Annotated in this window: 10 protein-coding genes and 1 tRNA gene; 9 read left to right on the plus strand and 2 right to left on the minus strand. The window is 72.3% G+C overall.

The annotated features are described in order from the left end of the window. Positions 1-210: 210 nt before the first annotated feature. The 5 genes from tmk (at position 211) to ACIOJD_RS32780 (ending at position 9266) form a co-directional block, all read left to right on the plus strand. Positions 211-3750, plus strand: coding sequence for a dTMP kinase (gene tmk / locus ACIOJD_RS32760; protein WP_401919903.1), 3540 nt, complete (start codon positions 211-213; stop codon positions 3748-3750). 303 nt (positions 3751-4053) lie between these two features. Beyond that, a complete protein-coding gene (locus ACIOJD_RS32765) occupies positions 4054-5259 on the plus strand; it encodes a DNA polymerase III subunit delta' (protein ID WP_401919904.1) in 1206 nt (401 codons plus the stop codon). 68 nt (positions 5260-5327) lie between these two features. Continuing rightward, positions 5328-6887, plus strand: a complete 1560-nt coding sequence (locus ACIOJD_RS32770) for an alpha/beta hydrolase (RefSeq protein ID WP_401919905.1) — start codon at positions 5328-5330, stop codon at positions 6885-6887. Between the two features lie 97 nt (positions 6888-6984). Beyond that, a tRNA-Thr gene (locus tag ACIOJD_RS32775) sits at positions 6985-7058 on the plus strand. A gap of 660 nt (positions 7059-7718) precedes the next feature. After that, positions 7719-9266, plus strand: coding sequence for an N-acetylmuramoyl-L-alanine amidase (locus ACIOJD_RS32780; RefSeq protein ID WP_401919906.1), 1548 nt, complete (start codon positions 7719-7721; stop codon positions 9264-9266). Between the two features lie 76 nt (positions 9267-9342). Here the strand turns inward: ACIOJD_RS32780 and ACIOJD_RS32785 are convergent, their stop codons facing one another. After that, positions 9343-11094, minus strand: coding sequence for a bifunctional 3'-5' exonuclease/DNA polymerase (locus tag ACIOJD_RS32785; protein ID WP_401919907.1), 1752 nt, complete (start codon positions 11092-11094; stop codon positions 9343-9345). Between the two features lie 284 nt (positions 11095-11378). Between ACIOJD_RS32785 and ACIOJD_RS32790 the strand changes: the two genes are divergently transcribed. Then, a complete protein-coding gene (locus ACIOJD_RS32790) occupies positions 11379-12614 on the plus strand; it encodes an MFS transporter (protein ID WP_401919908.1) in 1236 nt (411 codons plus the stop codon). A 205-nt stretch (positions 12615-12819) separates the two neighbouring features. Then, on the plus strand, positions 12820-13731 hold the full coding sequence (locus ACIOJD_RS32795; RefSeq protein WP_401919910.1) for an NADP-dependent oxidoreductase: 912 nt from the start codon (positions 12820-12822) through the stop codon (positions 13729-13731). Between the two features lie 235 nt (positions 13732-13966). Here ACIOJD_RS32795 and ACIOJD_RS32800 read toward each other — a convergent pair whose 3' ends face one another. Then, positions 13967-14551, minus strand: a complete 585-nt coding sequence (locus ACIOJD_RS32800) for a sugar O-acetyltransferase (RefSeq protein WP_401919912.1) — start codon at positions 14549-14551, stop codon at positions 13967-13969. A gap of 175 nt (positions 14552-14726) precedes the next feature. Between ACIOJD_RS32800 and ACIOJD_RS32805 the strand changes: the two genes are divergently transcribed. Both ACIOJD_RS32805 and ACIOJD_RS32810 read left to right on the plus strand, forming a co-directional pair. Beyond that, complete coding sequence (locus ACIOJD_RS32805; protein ID WP_401919914.1) at positions 14727-16115, plus strand: DUF2786 domain-containing protein; 1389 nt, start codon at positions 14727-14729, stop codon at positions 16113-16115. Positions 16116-16364: 249 nt separating this feature from the next. After that, entirely contained in the window at positions 16365-18776 is a 2412-nt protein-coding gene (locus ACIOJD_RS32810; protein WP_401919916.1) for an FUSC family protein, read from the plus strand. Positions 18777-18816: the final 40 nt, after the last annotated feature.

Consider the following 18816-nt stretch of genomic DNA (forward strand, 5'->3'; position numbering starts at 1 on the left):
CCCGGACTCTCTCGTCCCACCTGTCACAGGTGTCACGCGGTCTGACGTGGCCGTCACATGGTCGTTTGTTCGGATGCCGTCGCAAGGCTTGTCGGTGGCTCCGGCTAGGCTGGGCGGATGACGCGAGCCGAGCAGCCAACGGTCGTGAGCCCCACCTCCGACTCCGACGCACTTGCCGCAGACTCACGAGAGCGCGCCGTACGATCTTTGTTGCGCCTACCTCCGCTGCGGCGGTTGTGGGGTGCTCAACTCGTCGGCGGTGTCGGCGACGTACTCGCCCTTCTCGTGCTTCTGCTGCTGTCGTTGCAGGCGGCGATCGCCGAGGGCTCGTTCGGTGCCGGATACAGGGGCGTGGCATTTGCCGTCGCCGCGGTGTTCGGCGCCCGCATTCTCGCGACGCTGCTGTTCGGAGCCGTGCTCCTCGGCCCGCTGTCGGCGCTGATCGCGCCGAGCACGGGCGCGACGGGGACGGCGGGAGCCGCAGGGGCCAGGAAGACCGCGGGTGCGGCGGAGCCCACGAGTGAAGCCGGGGCGACGGGTGCCGTCCCGCCGGCCGGTGGCGCCACGAAGGTGGGCGGAGCCTCGCCGGTAGGCGCCAAGCCCACCCTGGACGGCGAGGGTGCGGCGAGCGCCGAGACGGCCGGGAAGCCGTCCGCGCCGGCCAAGTCCGCCAAGTCGGCCAAGTCCGCCAAGGACGGCGGTCCCCTGGACCGCCGCTGGACGATGATCGTCGCGGACGTACTGCGCCTCGCACTCCTCATGATCGCGCCGCTGTGGCTCGACTGGAGCCCCGGCCGCGCGCTCCCGGTCCTTCTCAGCACGGTCTTCGTCGTCGGTGTCGCCGAGCGTTTCTGGACGGTCGCCAAGGAGAGCGCGGCCCCCGCGCTGCTTCCGCCGCCCCCGCTGGAGGGCGCCGCCGTACGGCCGCTGCCCGACCACCTCGACGCGCTGCGCCGCCTCTCTCTCCGTACGACCTTTCTCGCGGTGCCCGTCGCCGCGGCGGTTCTGCTCGTCGCCACATTGATCGGCAACCTGCTCGGCACGGGCATCGGGTGGTTCTCGCTGCACCAGGCGGCTCTCGGCTCGTATGTCGCGGCCGGACTGTTCGCCGCGTCCGTCTCCGTCCTGTACTTCCTCGAACTGCCCGACGGACACACGCCCCGCCCGCGTTCCCCGCTCGAAGGACTGCGCCGCCCCGCCGGTGCCGGGAGCGGTGGCGCGGACAAGGGCCGTACGGGCGCGGTGTCGCTGCTCGTGCTCGCCTGTGCCGCCGTGGCCGGAGCGGTCGCGGCCGCCGTGTCCGTCTCCGTACTCCAGGCCAAGGACATCGGCGGCGGCCCCGTCGCCTTCGCCCTGCTGGTCCTCGCCCTGACCGGCGGTACGGCACTCGGGATCCGCGGTGCCGCGAAGGTGCTGCCCACGCTGTCGCGGCGTCGTCTGCTCCCGTTGGCGATCACGGTCACCGGCATCGTGCTGCTTGTCATGGGGTTCGTACCGGACATGGCGACGGTGCTGTTCCTCGCGCTCTTCGCGGGCTTCGCGGCCGGTGTCGTGGCGCATACCGGCCACGCTCTTATCGACCTGGAGACGGAGGAGTACCGTCGTCCCCGAGTCACCGAACACCTGCATGCCGTCGTCAGGGTCTCCATCGCACTCGGCGTGGTCGTCGCCCCCCTCGTCGCCGCGGCCATCGGCCCGCACCGCCTCGCCGGCGGCAGTTTCGTCTTCGCGCATGACGGCGCAGCCTTCACGCTGATGCTGGTCGGCGCGCTGCTGCTGCCCGTCGCGGCGGTCGTCCTCGCGAAGACGGACGACCGTTCCGGCGTGCCGCTCCGGCGCGATCTGCGTGACGCGCTGCGCGGTGGCGCCGATCCGGCGCAGGTCCAGACGGCCACCGGCTTCTTCCTCGTGTTGGAAGGCGGCGACGGCGCCGGCAAGTCCACCCAGGTCGAGGCAGTCGCGGACTGGATTCGCGCCAAGGGCCACGAAGTGGTGGTCACCCGTGAGCCGGGTGCCACTCCGATCGGCAAGCGGCTCCGTTCGATCCTCCTGGACGTGTCGAGCGCCGGTCTGTCGAACCGGGCGGAGGCTCTGCTGTACGCCGCCGACCGCGCCGAGCATGTCGACTCGGTCGTACGCCCGGCCCTGGAGCGCGGTGCGGTCGTCATCTCCGACCGCTACATCGACTCGTCCGTGGCGTATCAGGGCGCGGGCCGTGATCTCTCGCCGACGGAGATCGCCCGTATCTCGCGCTGGGCGACGGACGGTCTCGTACCGCATCTCACGGTGCTGCTCGACGTCTCCCCGGAGACGGCGCGGGAGCGCTTCACTGAGGCGCCCGACCGGCTGGAGTCCGAGCCCGCGGAGTTCCATCAGCGGGTACGGTCCGCCTTCCTCACCCTTGCCGCGGCCGACCCCGCGCGCTATCTCGTCGTGGACGCGGGCCAGGAGCCCGCGGCGGTCACCACGGTCGTACGGCACCGGCTCGACCAGCTGCTGCCGCTCTCCGAGGCCGAGGTGAAGGCCCAGGAGGAGGCGCGGAAGGCCGCCATCGAGGAGGCCCGCCGCAAGGCCGAGGAAGAGGCCGCCCGCAAGGCGGAGGAGGAGCGGCTGGAGCGTGAGCGACAGGCGCAGCTCGCCAAGCTCCGCGCCGAGGAGGAGGAGCGCAAGCGGCGCGAGCTGGAGGAGGCGCGCCAGCGCGAGGCCGAGCGGCAGGCGGAGGAGGCCAGGCGGCGCGCGGAGGAAGAGAGCCGGAGGGCCGAGGAGGAGCGCAAGCGCCGGGAGGCCGAGGAGAAGGCGTACGAGGCGGAGCAGGAGCGCCTCAGGAAGCAGGCCCAGGAAGAGGCCAGGCTCCGCGTGGAGGCCGAGGAGCGCCGCCGAGAGAAGCAGCGCAAGGCCGAGGAGGCGCTGGTCAGGGCCGAGGAGGCACGTCGGCTCTCGGAGGAGTCGGCAGCCGCCGAATCTGCCGCGGACCCGGGCCGGGAGCTCTCGCCGAACGAGATCACGGTTCCGACGCCGGTCGTCCGGCACAACCTCCGGAAGCCGGAGATCGCTCCGGACGACGTGACGCAGGAGGTTCCGGCGGTACGTCCGGAGGACGCGCGGCCGACGGAGGGGCGGGACGCGGACGAGACAGCGGTGTTTCCGTCGGTACGGGACCGGGACCGGGACCGGGATCAGGACCGGGATCGGGATCGGGGCCAGGACCGGGGTCAGGACCGGGACCGGGGCCAGGACCGGGGTCCGCGGGACGGACGAAACGCGGGGGACTCGCGGGACTCGGGTGGCGCCCAGGGCATACGGGATCCGAGGGACGCGCAGAACTCAGGTGGAGTGCGGGACTCCGGAGGCCCGTGGGAGTCCAGGGGTGCGTGGGATTCCAGGGGTGCGCGGGAGACGCGTGCCGCTGACGAGACCGCCGTACTCCCGCCCGTACGCGACGCCGATCCGGCCGACCGTGTGCCGCCGGGCTTCTTCCGCGAAGGCGCCCCGTCGTCGTCCGAGGAGAACCCCAACGAGCGCACCCGGGAGCTTGAGCTGCCGCACTTCAACCCGGAGGCCACGCCGGAGCGGGAGATCCCGGGGCGTGGGTCCGGGCGTGCGCCGGAGCGTGAGCCCGAGCGCCCGCGCCGCCGCTCGGACTGGGCGGAGGAGACCCCGCTGGACGACCTCCCGTCTCTGGCGGACGAACTGCTCGGCCCGCGTGACGGTGACGACGGAGACGACAGCAGGGGCAGGCGCCACCGCTAGCAGGTGGCGTCACCAGGGCGTGTCGGGCGGATCTTCGCCCCGGCACGCTGGCACCCAGGGCACCGCCGGGCCGTGACAGATCCCGGCGGTGCTCCGTCGTATGGGGCGTATTCGCGCCGGTGGGGCCGGACTGTCAGACCCCGGCCCCCACAATGGATTCCGAGTGACCGAACGATCTGGGCGACCGACCGACGCGATCCGCGGTGGAGCCACCGCGAGGTGACGGCACACGGGCGCGCGACGAGGCACGAGGTGTGGGGCGTGAGGCGTGAGGCAGCACATGGCACGGAGGGGTGACGGCGCATGACCGTATGGGACGAGCTGGTGGGGCAGGACCGCGTTCAGGTGGCGCTCGCCGCCGCCGCCCGCGACGCCGACGCGCGCGTGACCGCCGAAGCCTCGCGCGCCGCGCCGCCCGAGGTGTCGAAGATGACGCACGCCTGGCTGTTCACCGGCCCGCCCGGCTCGGGCCGTGCCACCGCGGCCCGCGCCTTCGCCGCCGCTCTTCAGTGCACCAGCCCCGACCGCGCGCTCGGCGGAGAGCCGGGCTGCGGATTCTGCGACGGCTGTCACACGAGCCTGATCGGCACGCACGCCGACGTCGAGGTGATCCGTACCGACCTGCTCTCCATCGGTGTCAAGGAGACCCGTGAGCTGGTGCGCCGCGCCCAGCTCTCCCCGGCCGTCGGCCGTTGGCAGGTCATCGTGCTGGAGGATGCCGACCGCCTCACCGAGGGCGCCGGCAATGTCCTGCTGAAGGCGGTGGAGGAGCCCGCGCCCCGTACGGTCTGGCTGCTCTGCGCGCCCTCTCAGGAGGACGTCCTGCCCACGATCCGCTCCCGCTGCCGCCATCTCGTCCTGAGCACCCCACCCGTGGCGGCCGTCGCCGATTTCCTGATCCGGCGCGACGGCATCGCGCCGGAGGCCGCCCACGCGGCCGCACAGGCCACCCAGGGACACATCGACCGGGCCCGCCGCCTCGCCACCGACGAGCGGGCCCGCGCCCGCCGGGCCACGGTTCTCAAGATGCCCCTGCGGGTGGACGACATCGGCGGCTGCCTCAGGGCGGCGCAGGAGTTGATCGACGCCGCCACGGAGGACGCCAAGCAGGTCGCCGAGGATGTCGACGGCAAGGAGACCGAGGACATGAAGGCCGCGCTCGGCGCCTCGGCGGGCGGCCGTATGCCCCGGGGCACGGCGGGTGTGATGAAGGATCTGGCGGATCGTCAGAAACGCCGCTCCACCCGTACCCAGCGCGACAGCCTCGATCTCGCCCTCACCGACCTGACGGGCTTCTACCGCGACGTACTCGCCCTCCAGATGGGCTCGCGGGTCGCGCTCGCCAACGGGGACGTACAGGACGCTCTGGACCGGATCGCCCATGCCTCGACACCGGAGCGGACGCTGCGCCGGATAGAGGCGATCGGCGCCTGCCGGCAGGCGCTGGACCGCAATGTGGCGCCGCTGCTGGCGGTGGAGGCCATGGCGGTGTCGCTGCGGGCGGGCTGATCATAGGCGTACTCACCCGTACGAGTGCGGAGAGGTGGCGCGGGCGGTCCGGCGGCTAGTCTCCCTGGATGGACACCAGGCGCCTGCTCCGTCTCTCCGCCACCGCGTTCGTGGCAGCCGGTCTGCTGATCTCCGGATGCAGCTCCGGAAAATCGCCGTCCGAGGCATCGGCTTCGGACGGGGCTTCCGGAGCGGCTCCGGGCTCGGTGGCCGTGGATCAGGCCGCCCTGAAGAAGTACTACGACCAGAAGCTCACGTGGCGCGGGTGCGGAGTCCCCGGTTTCCAGTGCGCCACGATGAAGGCACCGCTCGACTACACCAAGCCGGACGGTACGGAGATCAAGCTGGCCGTGTCCCGCAAGAAGGCGACCGGTCCCGGCAAGCGTCTCGGTTCCCTCCTCGTCAACCCGGGCGGCCCCGGCGGCACGGCCATCGGCTACCTCCAGACGTACGCGGGCATCGGCTACCCGGCCCAGGTCCGGGCCCGGTACGACATGGCGGCCATCGACCCGCGCGGCGTCGCCCGCAGTGAGCCCGTCGAATGCCTCAGCGGCAAGGAGATGGACGCCTACACCCAGGTCGACCAGACACCCGACGACCGGGCCGAGACGACGCGGCTGGCCGGGTCGTTCAAGAAGTTCGCCCAGGGCTGCGAGAAGCGGTCCGGCAAGATCCTCCCGCACGTCTCCACGGTCGAAGCGGCCCGCGACATGGACATTTTCCGCGCCACGCTGGGCGACAGGAAGCTGTCGTACGTCGGCGCCTCGTACGGCACCTTCCTCGGTGCGACGTACGCGGAGCTGTTCCCCAAGCGCACCGGCCGCCTCGTCCTCGACGGCGCGATGGACCCGTCCCTGCCGGCCCGTGACCTGAACCGCGATCAGACCGGCGGCTTCGAGACGGCCTTCCAGTCCTTCGCCAAGGACTGCGTCAAGCAGACCGACTGCCCGCTCGGCACGACCTCCGCCGCCGACGCCTCGAACCGTATGAAGGCCTTCTTCAGGGCCGTGGACGCCAAGCCCGTCCCGACCGGCCAGAGCCGCCGGCTGGGGGAGTCCCTCGCCACGACCGGCGTGATCGCCGCGATGTACGACGAGTCCGGCTGGCCCCAGCTCCGCGAAGCACTCGCCGGCGCCATGGACGGCGACGGCGCGGCCCTGCTCTCCCTGGCCGACTCCTATTACGAGCGCGAGAGCGACGGTTCGTACGCGAACCTGATGTACGCCAACTCCGCCGTGAACTGCCTGGACCTCCCGCCCGGCTTCACCGCCCCAGAAGCGGTCGCCAAGGACCTCCCCTCCTTCGAAAAGGCGTCCCCGGTCTTCGGCAAGGGCCTGGCCTGGGCCTCCCTGAACTGCGCCTACTGGCCCACCAAGGCCACCGGTTCCCCCCACCGCATCGAGGCGAAGGGCGCGGCGCCCATCGTCGTGGTCGGCACCACCCGCGACCCGGCCACCCCGTACAAGTGGGCCCAGTCCCTGGCCCGCCAGCTCTCCTCCGGCACCCTGCTCACCTACGACGGCGACGGCCACACGGCGTACGGCCGCGGCAGTGACTGCATCGACACGACGATCAACACCTACCTCCTGGAGGGCACCCCTCCGACTGCCGGCAAGAAGTGCTCCTGACCTGCGAGAACCCCTCCACGCCGAGGGTGTGCGGAGCACCCCTCGAAACTGTGTAGACTTGGCCGCGCTGCTGATCGCACCATGGTGCACACGGCACGCCGCCTTAGCTCAGTTGGCCAGAGCAACGCACTCGTAATGCGTAGGTCTCGGGTTCGAATCCCGAAGGCGGCTCGGAATCACCCCAGGACTCACTCGCCGTGACCTGGGGTTTTTTCATGTCCGGGCATGACGGCCGCCGAGTGCGTGCCGTCCGGCTTTCCGTGGTCTCCATTGTGGTCTCAGAAGCGGGTGCGGCCGTTTGGTGGCTGCCGTTGCAGAGGCGGGCGGTCGTCCATGCCGACAGGACGAGGCTGCTCGGGCTGTCGAGCTTCGAACCGTATGCGGGAAGCGTCGTACCGAAGTCGCCGCCGGGCTCTGTTCGTACAGGCGTCCCCCTGTTCCCTCCTGTGCGCGGCGAATTGCGCCCATCTCCGGCAGTCGGCAGCACGGAGCCCCCGGTTGATCAGTTGGCGGAGGAGTTGACGAACAGTCGGCGAACGGGTTGGCAGAGGAGTCGGGCGTAATGCTTCCGCGCTGTATCAACTGGGGAGGAACGGCGTGACGTCGCGTCGGTTGTGGATTGCCGCCGGCATTGCCGCGGTCGGTGTCTCGGGTGCTCTCGTCCTTCCGGGGGCGTCCGGTGGCGGGCGGGGAGCGTCCGGTGGCGGCGAGGACGGGAAGCGTTCGGCGCCGGTGCGTGCGTATGTGCGGTCGGCCGGGCTGGAGAGTCGGGGGGACGGGCGCAGCGCCGTGCTCGCGCAGCGGGACACCGGGCGCTTCAGCATGCTGGGCGTGACGTGGAGGGACCCGGGCGCGCGCGTGGACGGCCGGGTCGAGGCCCGTACTCGTTCTGTGGCGTCCGGGGCGTGGTCCCGCTGGCTGACGCTGGACGGTGACACCGGGCAGAGCGAGCGCGGGGCCGAGCGGGGAGGGACCGAGCCCGCGTGGGTGGGGCCCTCCGACGGTGTCGAGGTACGGGTCACCAGCGGCGGGAAGACGTCGGAGCGGCTGCCCGCTGGGCTCAGCCTGGCCATGATCGATCCGGGTCGGGGGAGCGCCGGCCCGGGGCGGGGGAGTGCCTTGAGGATGGAGACCGCCGCTTTCGCCGCCTCCGGTTCCGCTGGGTCCGCCCCTCAGGAATCCGGTACGTCCGGGGGACCCGGACCCGGTCTCGATCTCGGCCTCGGCCTCGGCCCCGCTGACGAGACGGGGGCCCCGGTGCTGGAAATCCCGGCGTTGGGAGCCACCGCACCGCAAGTCCCGGCACCGGGGACTCCGGCGTCGAAGGCTCCGGTACCGGCGAGGCCCGAGGGCGGCAGGCCGTCCGAACCGGCGCGCGTGGCGTCGTCCGCCTCCCCTTCCGTACGGGGCGGCGCCGATACCGGATCCGCCGGTCACCGCGCGGCCGGCAGCGGGTCCGCGCCGCGCCCGCCGATCACCGCACGGTCCGAGTGGGGCGCTGACGAGTCGATCAGTCCCGAGAAGCCCGGCTACCTGCCGGGCGGCAAGATCAAGGCGGTGATCGTCCACCACACGGCCGAGAGCAACGACTACACCTGCGCGCAGGCCCCGGCCGTGGTGCGGGGGGTGTACGTGTACCACGTGAAGAAGCTGGGCTGGAAGGACATCGGCTACAACTTCCTCGTCGACAAGTGCGGCAGGGTCTACGAGGGCCGCAAGGGCGGTGTCGACCGGCCGGTGACGGGTGCTCACGCCTATGGCTTCAACACCGAGACGGCGGGCGTCTCGGTGCTCGGTACGTACGCCGCCGTCGCACCGTCGAGGGCGGCCATGACCTCGGTCGCCCGTGTCGCCGCCTGGAAGCTCGGTCAGTACGGTGTCGACCCGGCCGGCACCGTCACGCTCACCGCGGGGGACCGGGGCGGTGACCACTTCGGCAGGTCCTGGGCCAAGGGTGCCCGGAAGTCCTTCCGGGCCATCCACGGACACCGTGACGGCTACAACACCCAGTGTCCGGGTGACGCCTTCTACCGCAAGCTGGCCGCCATCCGGTCCTGGGCGGCGGGCCCCGTGTCCGGTCTGGCCGTCAAGTCCATCAGATCGGGCAAGGGCTCAGGTGCGGGTACGGGGACGGGCCGCGCCGGTTCGACGTACTCCGCCGGGGGCGGCATCGTCGTGAAGTGGTCGGCGACCACCCCGGCGGCGCTGATCACCAAGAACGAACTGCTGGTCGACGGCGAGGTGGCCGCGAGCGTCGCCGGTTCAGCGACGTCCGCGAAGGCGACGCTCTCTCCCGGCTCCCACAAGGTCGCCGTACGCGCCGTCCATCAGTCCGGCAGGACGGCGACCAGCGCTGCCACGACCGTCGTCGCGGAGTGATGCACCGCGCCCGGCCTTCGTGTCCGGTCCAAGCGTCCTCCCTTCCTCACATGGGCCGGTACGTGGGGCGGTGCCGTCACTTCGCGTCGGAGTAGCGCTCCACCGCCGCCGTCGTGAACGGAAACCGCACCGGCGTCTGCCCGAACGCGATCCGCCCGGCCACCTCCCCGGCCGTGCGGATCGCCTCCACCACGGCCTCGGCCTCCTTCTCAGGGCAGTGCACGATCACTTCGTCGTGCTGGAAGAAGACCAGCTCCGCCCGCATCCCGGCGGTCGCCTGCCGCAGCGCGGCCAGCATCAGCAGGGCCCAGTCGGCCGCGCTGCCCTGTACGACGAAATTGCGGGTGAAGCGCCCGCGCGCCCGGCTGTTCGACGAGGTGTAGCCCGGTGTGAACTCGCCACCGCCCGAGGCCCGTTCGCCCGTACCGCCGTCGCCGCCCCCGCCCGTACTCCCGTCCTCGGATCCGGCTGTTCCGGACGGCATCTCCTGGGGGATCCCGGCCTCGTCGTCGTCCCCACTCCCGGCCGCCCGCGGGCTTGTCCGCCCGAGCCAGGTCCGTACGAGCCTGCCCTCCTCGCCCGCGCGTGCCGCGTCGTCCACATACGCCACGGCCAGCGGGAACCTTCTTCGCAGCGCCGCCAGATTCTTCAGCCCGTCGCCGGAGGTCTGCCCGTAGATCGCCCCCAGCAGCGCGAGCTTCGCGTGGTCGCGGTCGCCGGAGAACGCCCGGTCGGACAGTGCCGTGTACAGATCGCCGTCGTGTCCGGCCACCTCCATCAGCCCCGGGTCACGGGAGATCGCGGCCAGCACCCGGGGCTCCATCTGGTCGGCGTCCGCCACCACCAGCCGCCAGCCCTCGTCGGCGACGACCGCGCGCCGGATCACCCGGGGGATCTGGAGCGCCCCGCCGCCGTTGGTCGTCCAGCGGCCGGAGACCGTGCCGCCCGGCAGATACTCCGGCCTGAACCGCCCCTCCCGTACCCAGTCCTGGAGCCAACTCCAGCCGTGCGCCGTCCAGATGCGGTACAGCTTCTTGTACTGGATCAGTGGCTCCACCGCCGGATGGCCGATCTCCTCCAGCTCCCAGCGCCGGGTCGATCTCACCTTGATGCCGGCCTGCGCGAAGGCCTTCACCACATCCGCGGGCAGGTCGGGTCTGACCCGCCGCCCGAACGCCGCCGACACCTCCTCCGCCAGCTCGGCCAGCCGCCGCGGCTCGCCCCCGCCCGCATACCGCTCGCCCAGCAGCTCGTTGAGCACCTCCCGGTGCACATCCGCCCGCCAGGGCAGCCCCGCGCGGTGCATCTCCGCGGCCACCAGCATCCCGGCCGACTCGGACGCGGTGAGCAGCCGCATCCGGCCGGGATGTTCGGCTGCCGCATGCCGTCGCTGCTGCTCCGCGTACACCTCCAACAGGCCCTCGAACGGCACGTCCGCCCCCGCGTGCGCCTCGAACAACGAGGACTGCGAGCCCGGTGCCGCCGAGCGCGGCGGCGGATCGGGCGGCACCGGTCCGTTCCGCAGCCGGGCCCAGGCGGCCGCCGCCGACCGGGGCTCGCCGAGCCGTCCTTCGTGGCCGAGCAGCAGCAGCTCCGCCGCCTCGATGTCGTAGCACCGCTCGACCCGCACGCCCGCCGCGAGCAGGCGTGGATACACCTCGGCGGTGGAGCGCCACACCCACCGTCCGACCTCCGGCAGCCGTGCCCCGACCGCCGCGACGAGGTCGGGCTCGCGCAGTACGGGCCCGGCCGGTCGGCCGTCCACGCCCAGCGGAGCGAGCAGCGCGCCACCGCCGTCAGCCGTGGCCAGGGCCCATCGTTCGGTCATGATGCCGAGTCTCGCAGGAGGGTCTGACAACGCCCGGGGGCACGACCGGGACGCGCGCCGGACGCGCGCCAGGACGTGCCAGGACGTGCCGGGACGCGCGCCGGAACGCACCGGGACGCGCACCTGGTGAAGGCCTCGGCGAACCGCTCGTGGCGCGGTTCGCCGGTGAAGTGATGGGCATCAGTGTCGAGGAGCGCTCCTGGGCACAGGAGTGCGAAAGGAGTTCCACCGCTCATGAACAGGGCAGCAGGAGCAGGAGCGGGAGCTCTTGAAGGGACTCCCGTATGAAGCGCGCCGCACGGGACGCCACCGTGGACGTCGACGTCACCGGCCGCGACGTCGCCGGCGGCCTCACGCGCTCCACGCTGCTGCTCATGGCCACCGCGACCGGTCTGTCCGTGGCGGGCAACTATTTCGCCCAGCCGCTTCTCGACACCATGGCCCAGCGGTTCGGGATGAGTTCCGGTACGGCCGCGCTCGTGGTGACCGTGAGCCAGCTCGGTTACGTGTGCGGCCTGGTGCTCCTCGTACCGCTGGGGGACCTGCTGGAACGGCGTCGGCTCACCGTGACGCTGTGCGCCGCCACGGCCGTCGGGCTCGCCTGGACCGCCGCCGCGCCGAACGTCCCCCTGCTGTTCGCCGGTCTCGCCCTGACCGGACTGTGCTCCGTCGGCGCGCAGGTCATGGTGCCGTTCGCCGCGACCATGGCATCGCCCGAGATGCGCGGCAGAGCGGTGGGCACCGTCATGACCGGGCTGCTGCTGGGCATTCTGCTGGCCAGAACGGCCGCGGGCGGCCTCGCCGAGCTGGGCGGATGGCGCACGGTCTACTGGGTCAACGCCGTGCTGATGCTGGCGATGGCCCTGCTGCTGCGGCGCATACTGCCGCTCTTCCCCGCCGCCGGACGCGCTTCCTACCTGGCCGCGTTCCGCTCGATGGCCCTGCTGCTGCGCGACCATCCGGTGCTGCGTTGGCGGACCCTGACCGGGGCATCGGGTTTCGGTGCCTTCACGGTGCTGTGGGTCTCGCTGACCTTCCTGCTGTCCGGACCGCCATACGGCTGGTCCACCGCGGCCATCGGCCTGATGGGGCTGGCCGGGGCCGCCGGAGCCGCCGCGGCTTCGGCCGCGGGACGGCTGGCCGACCGGGGGCTGGTGCACACCGTGACCATCGGCGGCGCGATCCTCCTGCTGGCCTCCTGGGCGGTTCTGCTGGCCGGAGGACGACACGGACTCGCCTGGCTGCTCGCCGGGGTCCTGGTGCTGGACCTGGCGGTGCAGGCGGTGCACATCAGCAATCAGAACGTGGTGTACGCCCTCGACCCACCCGCGCGCAGCCGGCTGAACTCGCTCTACATGACCGCGTACTTCCTCGGAGGCGTCGCCGGTTCGGCGCTCACCTCCCTCGTCTGGGCCCACGCCGGGTGGACCGGCGCTTGCGCCCTGGGCGCCGCCTTCAGCGCCGCGGCCCTTCTCTCGTGCCTCGGGGAGATGCTCGGACGCCGCGCCGCGACCGTATGACACCCGGCTCCTGCCGCCCACGATCCGCCGGCCGCGCGGAGGCCCACCTTTCGGGTGGACGGAACCGTTCGAAAGGCGGGCCGGGCCGGGCACCGGGAGGATCGACTCAGGAGCCATGCCCGGAAATCCGGGCCGGTTCACGCGGTTTCACGCTGTTTCGCGAAGTCGCGCGCCGTATGAGGCCGCGCGCCGTATGGAGGCTGGAATGCAAGCGATCGTTTTCGAGGAGTTCGGCGGCCCCGACGTACTGCACGTCAAGGAGGTCGAGGAGCCGCACCCCGGCCCCGGTCAGATCCGGGTGGCGGTACGGGCGGCGGGCGTCAACCCGTTGGACTACAAGATCCGCCGCGGATGGATGGAACAGGCCTTCGCCACGCCCCTGCCCGCCATCCCCGGTCTGGAATTCGCCGGGGTCGTGGACGAGAGGGGCGAGGGAGTCACCGAGGTCGCCGTCGGCGACGAGGTGCTGGGATGGACCGCCACCGGCGCCTACGCCCCGTACGCCCTGGCCGAGACCCTCGTACCCAAACCGGCCGCCCTGGGGTGGGACGAGGCCGCGGCGATCCCGGTCGCGGGGGAGACCGCCCGGCGGGTGCTCGACGAGCTCGCGGTCCGGGACGGCGAGACCCTGCTGGTGCACGGCGCCGCGGGCTCGGTCGGTTCGATGGCCGTACAGCTGGCGGTCGCCCGTGGAACCACCGTGATCGGTACGGCGGCCCCGGCCAACCACGAGTACGTCCGCTCGCTGGGCGCGATCCCGGTGGCGTACGGGGACGGTCTGGTCGGACGCGTCCGCGCCGCCGCGCCCCAAGGGGTGGACGCGGTCTTCGACGTGGCGGGCAAGGGGGCGCTGCCCGACTCGATCGAATTGCGCGGCGGTACGACGGACCGGATCATCACCATCGCCGACCCGGACGCCGGGAAGTACGGGGTGCCCTACTCGTCGGGCACGTCGCTGGAGAAGAAGCGCGCGGGCCTGGCCGAGAATGTCCGCCTGGCTGCCGAGGGCGCGCTCCGCCTGAACATCGCGCGGGTCTTCCCCCTGGCGGACGCGGCGGAGGCGCACGCGATCAGCGAGGGCGGCCATGCGGGCGGGAAGCTCGTGATCACGCCGTGAGGGCGTGACGCGTTGAGCCGATGCCATGACGCGCCGCGTTGATGCCGCGACGCCGTGACGTAGTGACGTCGTGATGCCGCGACGCCGTGACGCAGCGACATCGTGAGGCCGTGACGTAGTGACGTCGTGAGCCCGTGACATAGCGTCGTCGTGAGGCCGAGACGCGCGGTGGTGGGGTCGATCGGCCACCACCGCGTCCTCGGCCTGCGTCCCCGTCCGCGTCCTCGGTCCCCGTCTATGTCCCACGGCCCGCGTCGCCTCGGCTCTCCAACTCGCGTATCACCCGCGCCGGGTTTCCCACCGCGAGCACGCCCGCCGGGAGGTCCTTCGTCACGACCGAGCCCGCGCCCACCACGGTGTTCTCGCCGATCGTCACCCCTGGGCAGACGATCACCCCGCCGCCCAGCCAGACGTTGTCGCCGATCGTCACCGGCGAGGCCTTCTCCCAGCCCGCACGGCGGCGTTCCGTGTCGAGTTCGTGGGTGGGGGTGAGCAGTTGGACGTTCGGGCCGATCTGTACGTCGGAGCCGACGGTGATCGGCGCGGCGTCGAGGAAGACCGCGTTGAAGTTGACGAACGTACGGTCGCCGACGCTGATATGGCTTCCGTAGTCGCACTGGAACGGCGGCCTGATACGGACATTCTCGCCCACCGAACCGAGCAGCTCCGCAAGGATCTTGGCGCGGTCGGCCGGTGCGGCGCCGCCGTTCGCGTTGTACGCCGCGCAGAGCGCGAAGCGGCGCTCGGTGTCCGTCCCCAGCTCCTCGTCGTCGGGGAGATACCACTCGCCGGCCAGCATGCGTCGCTTGTTCTCGCCCACGGACGTCCTCTCGTCGGTCGGAGGTACCACCGTAGACCCGGCGTCCCGTGCGACAGTTCGATATCCACAGCCTGTGGACAAGGTTCGGGGTGTGGACCTGGGACCATCGAGGGCGCGGCAAGAAGTACATCAGAGGAGGCACCCGCATGTTCGTGGAGCACACCGAGGGCACGGCATGAGCGACAGCCGCGATGGCGGCGCCGGCGGTGAGGGTGGCGACCGGGGCGCCGCCGGTGAGGCCGGTGAGGCCGTCCGTACCGTCGAGCGTGCCCTTGCCGCCGTGCTCTCCGCGCGTTCCACGGGCGGCGGTGACGGCCCGCGAGGCGCCGCAGGGCTCGACGGAATCGACGCCGGCGCCTCACTGCTCGCCGCCGACCCGGCGGCCGACGAGGAACTGCGGCGGCGCGGCGAGCAGTTCGTACGCCTGGCCTGGGAGCGTGGCTGGCAGCCGGCCGATGTCGTACGACTCGTACGCCGCGACCTGGAGGACCACCACGTACGGCTGGCCACCGAGCTGATCGTGGCGGAGGTGCGGCGGTACGAGCGGCTGCCGCCGCGCTGGGCCGCCCAGCTCGCCGAACTCGGCGCCGACCCCGTGCCGGAACCGGGTGCGCGGCCAGGTCCGGAACCGGGCGCGCGGCGAGGTCCGGAACCGGGCGCGCGGCGAGGTCCGGGGCCCGCGCCCTACCGGGCCGACCGCTTCTCGTACGCCACCGCCGTACTGGAGCTGTACCTGCTCCTCATACGGCTGCCCGCGATCGAGTCCGTGGGACCGGTGCCCGGTACGCCCGTACATCTGCCCGCCGCCGACGGCGAGCCGCGCATGCTCACCCGGATCCGCGCGCTGCTGGCCAAGGCGGAGGCGACCGGTTACCCGCAGGAGGCGGAGGCGCTCACCGCCAAGGCGCAGGAGCTGATGGCCCGGCACAGCATCGACGAGGCGCTGCTGGCCGACCGGACCCACCGGGGTGATGTGCCCGGCGCGTGCCGGATCGGGGTGGACGCTCCGTACGAGACGGCCAAGGCGATCCTGCTCGATGCCGTCGCCTCCGCGAACCGCTGTCGCGCGGTCTGGAACAGCGCCTTCGGCTTCTCGACGGTCGTCGGCTTCGAGCCCGACCTTGAGGCGGTCGAACTGCTCCACACGTCCCTGCTGGTGCAGGGGACCTCGGCGATGACCCGCGCGGAGGCGGCCCAACGCGCGTCGGGGCGCAAACGGACCAAGACCTTCCGGCAGTCGTTCCTGATGGCGTACGCCCATCGCATCGGCGAACGGCTGGCGAGGGCGACGGAACAGGTCACGGAACAGGTCACGGAGCAGGCTGCCGAGGGCGGCGCAGGGGGTGCCGACGGCGGTGACGCGTTGCTTCCCGTGCTCGCGGCGCGGGATGTGGCCGTGGCGGACCGTACGGACCGGATGTTCCCGGAGACGGTGGCGACGCGGGTGCGCGGGGTGACGGACGCCGAGGGCTGGACCCATGGCACCTCGGCGGCGGACGCGGCGCATGTGCCGGGAGCCTCGGGTACGAAGGACCGGCGCGGCCGAATCCGTCCGGCGGGCTGACCGCGCTCCATGGTCCCTGCCCCTCAGTACGGATGTCCCCGCGTCCGGATGCCCCCCGCGTCTGAATGCCCCATGCACCGTGCCCGGATGCCCCCCGCGTCTGAATGCCCCATGCACCGTGCCCGGATGCCCTCGCGTCCGAATGCACCGCTCACCGTGCCCGTCGGCGCTACGCCTGAGACCCGAGAGGCGGGTGAACTCCACCTTCCCGAATCACCCAGTCTGCCCGGTTATGGCTAGGCTCGGTCCATGAGTTGGCTCCGGGCGCTGAAGGAGACGGCCCGTTCGGGGTTCACGATCGAGCGGCAGCGGCTCGAACCGTTCGTCGCACTGCGCGGGGCCGTGGGGCTCGCCGTCGTCGTCGGAGTCTGCCTCACGCTGTTCGGGGCGACGGTCGCCGTCAGCGCGGCCTTCGGCGCGTTTCAGGCGGGCATCGCCACCCTTCAGCGCAGTTGGCGGCCCCGGCCGACTCTCGCGCTGGCCTCCGGGGCGAGTCTGGCCGTCAGTACCTTCCTGGGCTACCTCACGGGCGGCGCCCATATCGCGCTGTTCCTCATCCTGCTGGCGGTCTGGACCTTCCTCGCCGGTCTTGCCTGGGTGGCCGGGCCGACCGTCGGCATCATCGCGTCGTCCAATGTCGCGATCATGCTGGTGACGGTCACCCTCCCCACGTCCGTGGCGACCGCCGCCGAGCACGCCGCCGTGATCGCGAGCGGGGGGCTCGTCCAGGCCGGGATGATCCTGCTCTTCCCGATCCGGCGCTGGGGCAGACAGCGGGACGCGCTGGCCGACGCCCTCGCCGCCGTGGCCGACTACGCCCGCCGGCTACGGTACGACCCGGTCGCCCCGTTCGACCCCGAGCCGCTGATGACGGCGCGCAGCGCCGCGGCCATCACCGCGTGGGAGGCCCGCCGCCGCCCCGCCGAACTGCACGGTGCTCGCGGGGTCGCCGAGCGGATCAGGCCCGTGCTCGCCTCCCTCGCCGATCCGGCGGTCGGTGCCCCGTCCGAAGGGCCGGAACGGGACCGCGTACGGGAACTGCTCGCCGCCGCCGGTTCCGCCCTGGACTCGGCCGCCCGCGCCATCCGCCACGGTGAGCCCGTCCGGCTGGAACCCGCCACGCTCGGGCTGGTCAGCACCCCTGACACCAGCTCGGTCCTGACCGGCCCGGCCCGCCGCGCCGCCGCCCGGCTGGTCGCCCTGCTCGATGACGTCGTAGAGACGGCGAAGGGCTCGGGAAGCGAGACCCGGGCGGGGATCGCGCCCTGGCCCCGACGACGGCCACCGGAGAACAAGGTCAAGGCCTGGCCACCCCGCAGGCGACAGGCCGCAGACGTGGGCGTGGGCGTAGGCGTGGCCTCAGACACGGCCTCAGACAGAGCCTCAGACACGGCCTCAGGCGTGGCCTCCGACGAGGCCTTCGACCGAGAGGCCCTCGCCCAGGCCCTCGCCCAGTCCGCCGACAAGGCCCCAGAGGCCCCCGCCCAGGAGACCCTCCACCAGGACCGGAGCCAGAGGCGGCAGCAGGCCGCCTCCCACCGCGACCGCCCCAGTCTGCTGCGGCTGGTCCCGGTCGTCCTTCGCTCCGTCCGCAACGAGTTGCACCACGACTCCCCGATCCTGCGCCACGCCATCCGCGTCACGGCCGTCACGTCCGTCGGCTACGTCCTCGGCGCGGCCCTTCCTTTCGGGCACGGCTACTGGGTGCCGATGACCGCCGTCATGACGATGCGCCCCGACTTCTCCCAGACGTACGGACGCGCGGTGGCCCGCATCGGCGCCACCCTCGTCGGCGTCGCCCTGGCCACCGGCATCGTGGAACTCGCCCACCCCGGCCGCGAGGTCCTCGTCCTCCTCGCCGTGCTCAGCGCGGGCCTGATGTATCTGCTGCTGCGCACCGGTTACGCGATCAGCCAGATCTTTGTCGCCGCCTACGTGGTCTTCCTGCTCGGCGTGGCGGGCATGGGCGTGACGCAGACCGTACGGGAGCGGGCCCTGCTCACCCTCCTCGGCGGTCTGCTCGCGATGATCGCGTACGCCGTCTATCCGGCCTGGGAAACCCCGCGCCTGCGCGCCCGGCTCGCCGACTGGCTGGTCGCGGACGGCCGTTACGCGGCCGCCGTCGTCGCCCACTACGCCGAGCCCGCGGACCGCGACAGCCCGGACGTACGCGAGGCGCTGCTGGAGACCCGTGAGGCCCGGGTCGCCTGGCACGAGGCCGAGGCGAGGGCCATTCACGAACCGGTGCGGCACCGCGGCCTCTCCCTCGTCGCCGCCGATGACGCGGAGCAGGCGCTCGCCCAGTTGTCCCGGGTCGCGATGCTGATGGAGGCGCACCTTCCGGAACGCGGAACCACCCCCGTACCGGCGGCGGCCGACCTGGCCGAGGCACTGCGACGGGCTACGGAACAGGGCGCGAAGGACATACAGGAGGGCCGGGTCCCGCAGTGGGGTCCGGTCCGTGAGGCACTGGCGCGCTGGGACGGCGAGGGCGTCCCCGACCAAGTCGTACGGAGCGGAGCCGGCCTGCTTCTCGACGCGCTGGAGGAACTGTCGGAAGGGCTGGACGAGGGCCTGGACGAGGAGCAGGAGGCGGAAGGGAACGAAGGGCGGGCCGAGGGGTGGGACGAGGAATGGGTCGAACGGCGGGACACGATCTAGACGAGTAGGTCCGAAGGCGTGGCGGCCACGGCCCCGCGAT

The sequence above is a fragment of the Streptomyces sp. NPDC088116 genome (genome assembly GCF_044741745.1).
Lineage (GTDB): Bacteria > Actinomycetota > Actinomycetes > Streptomycetales > Streptomycetaceae > Streptomyces.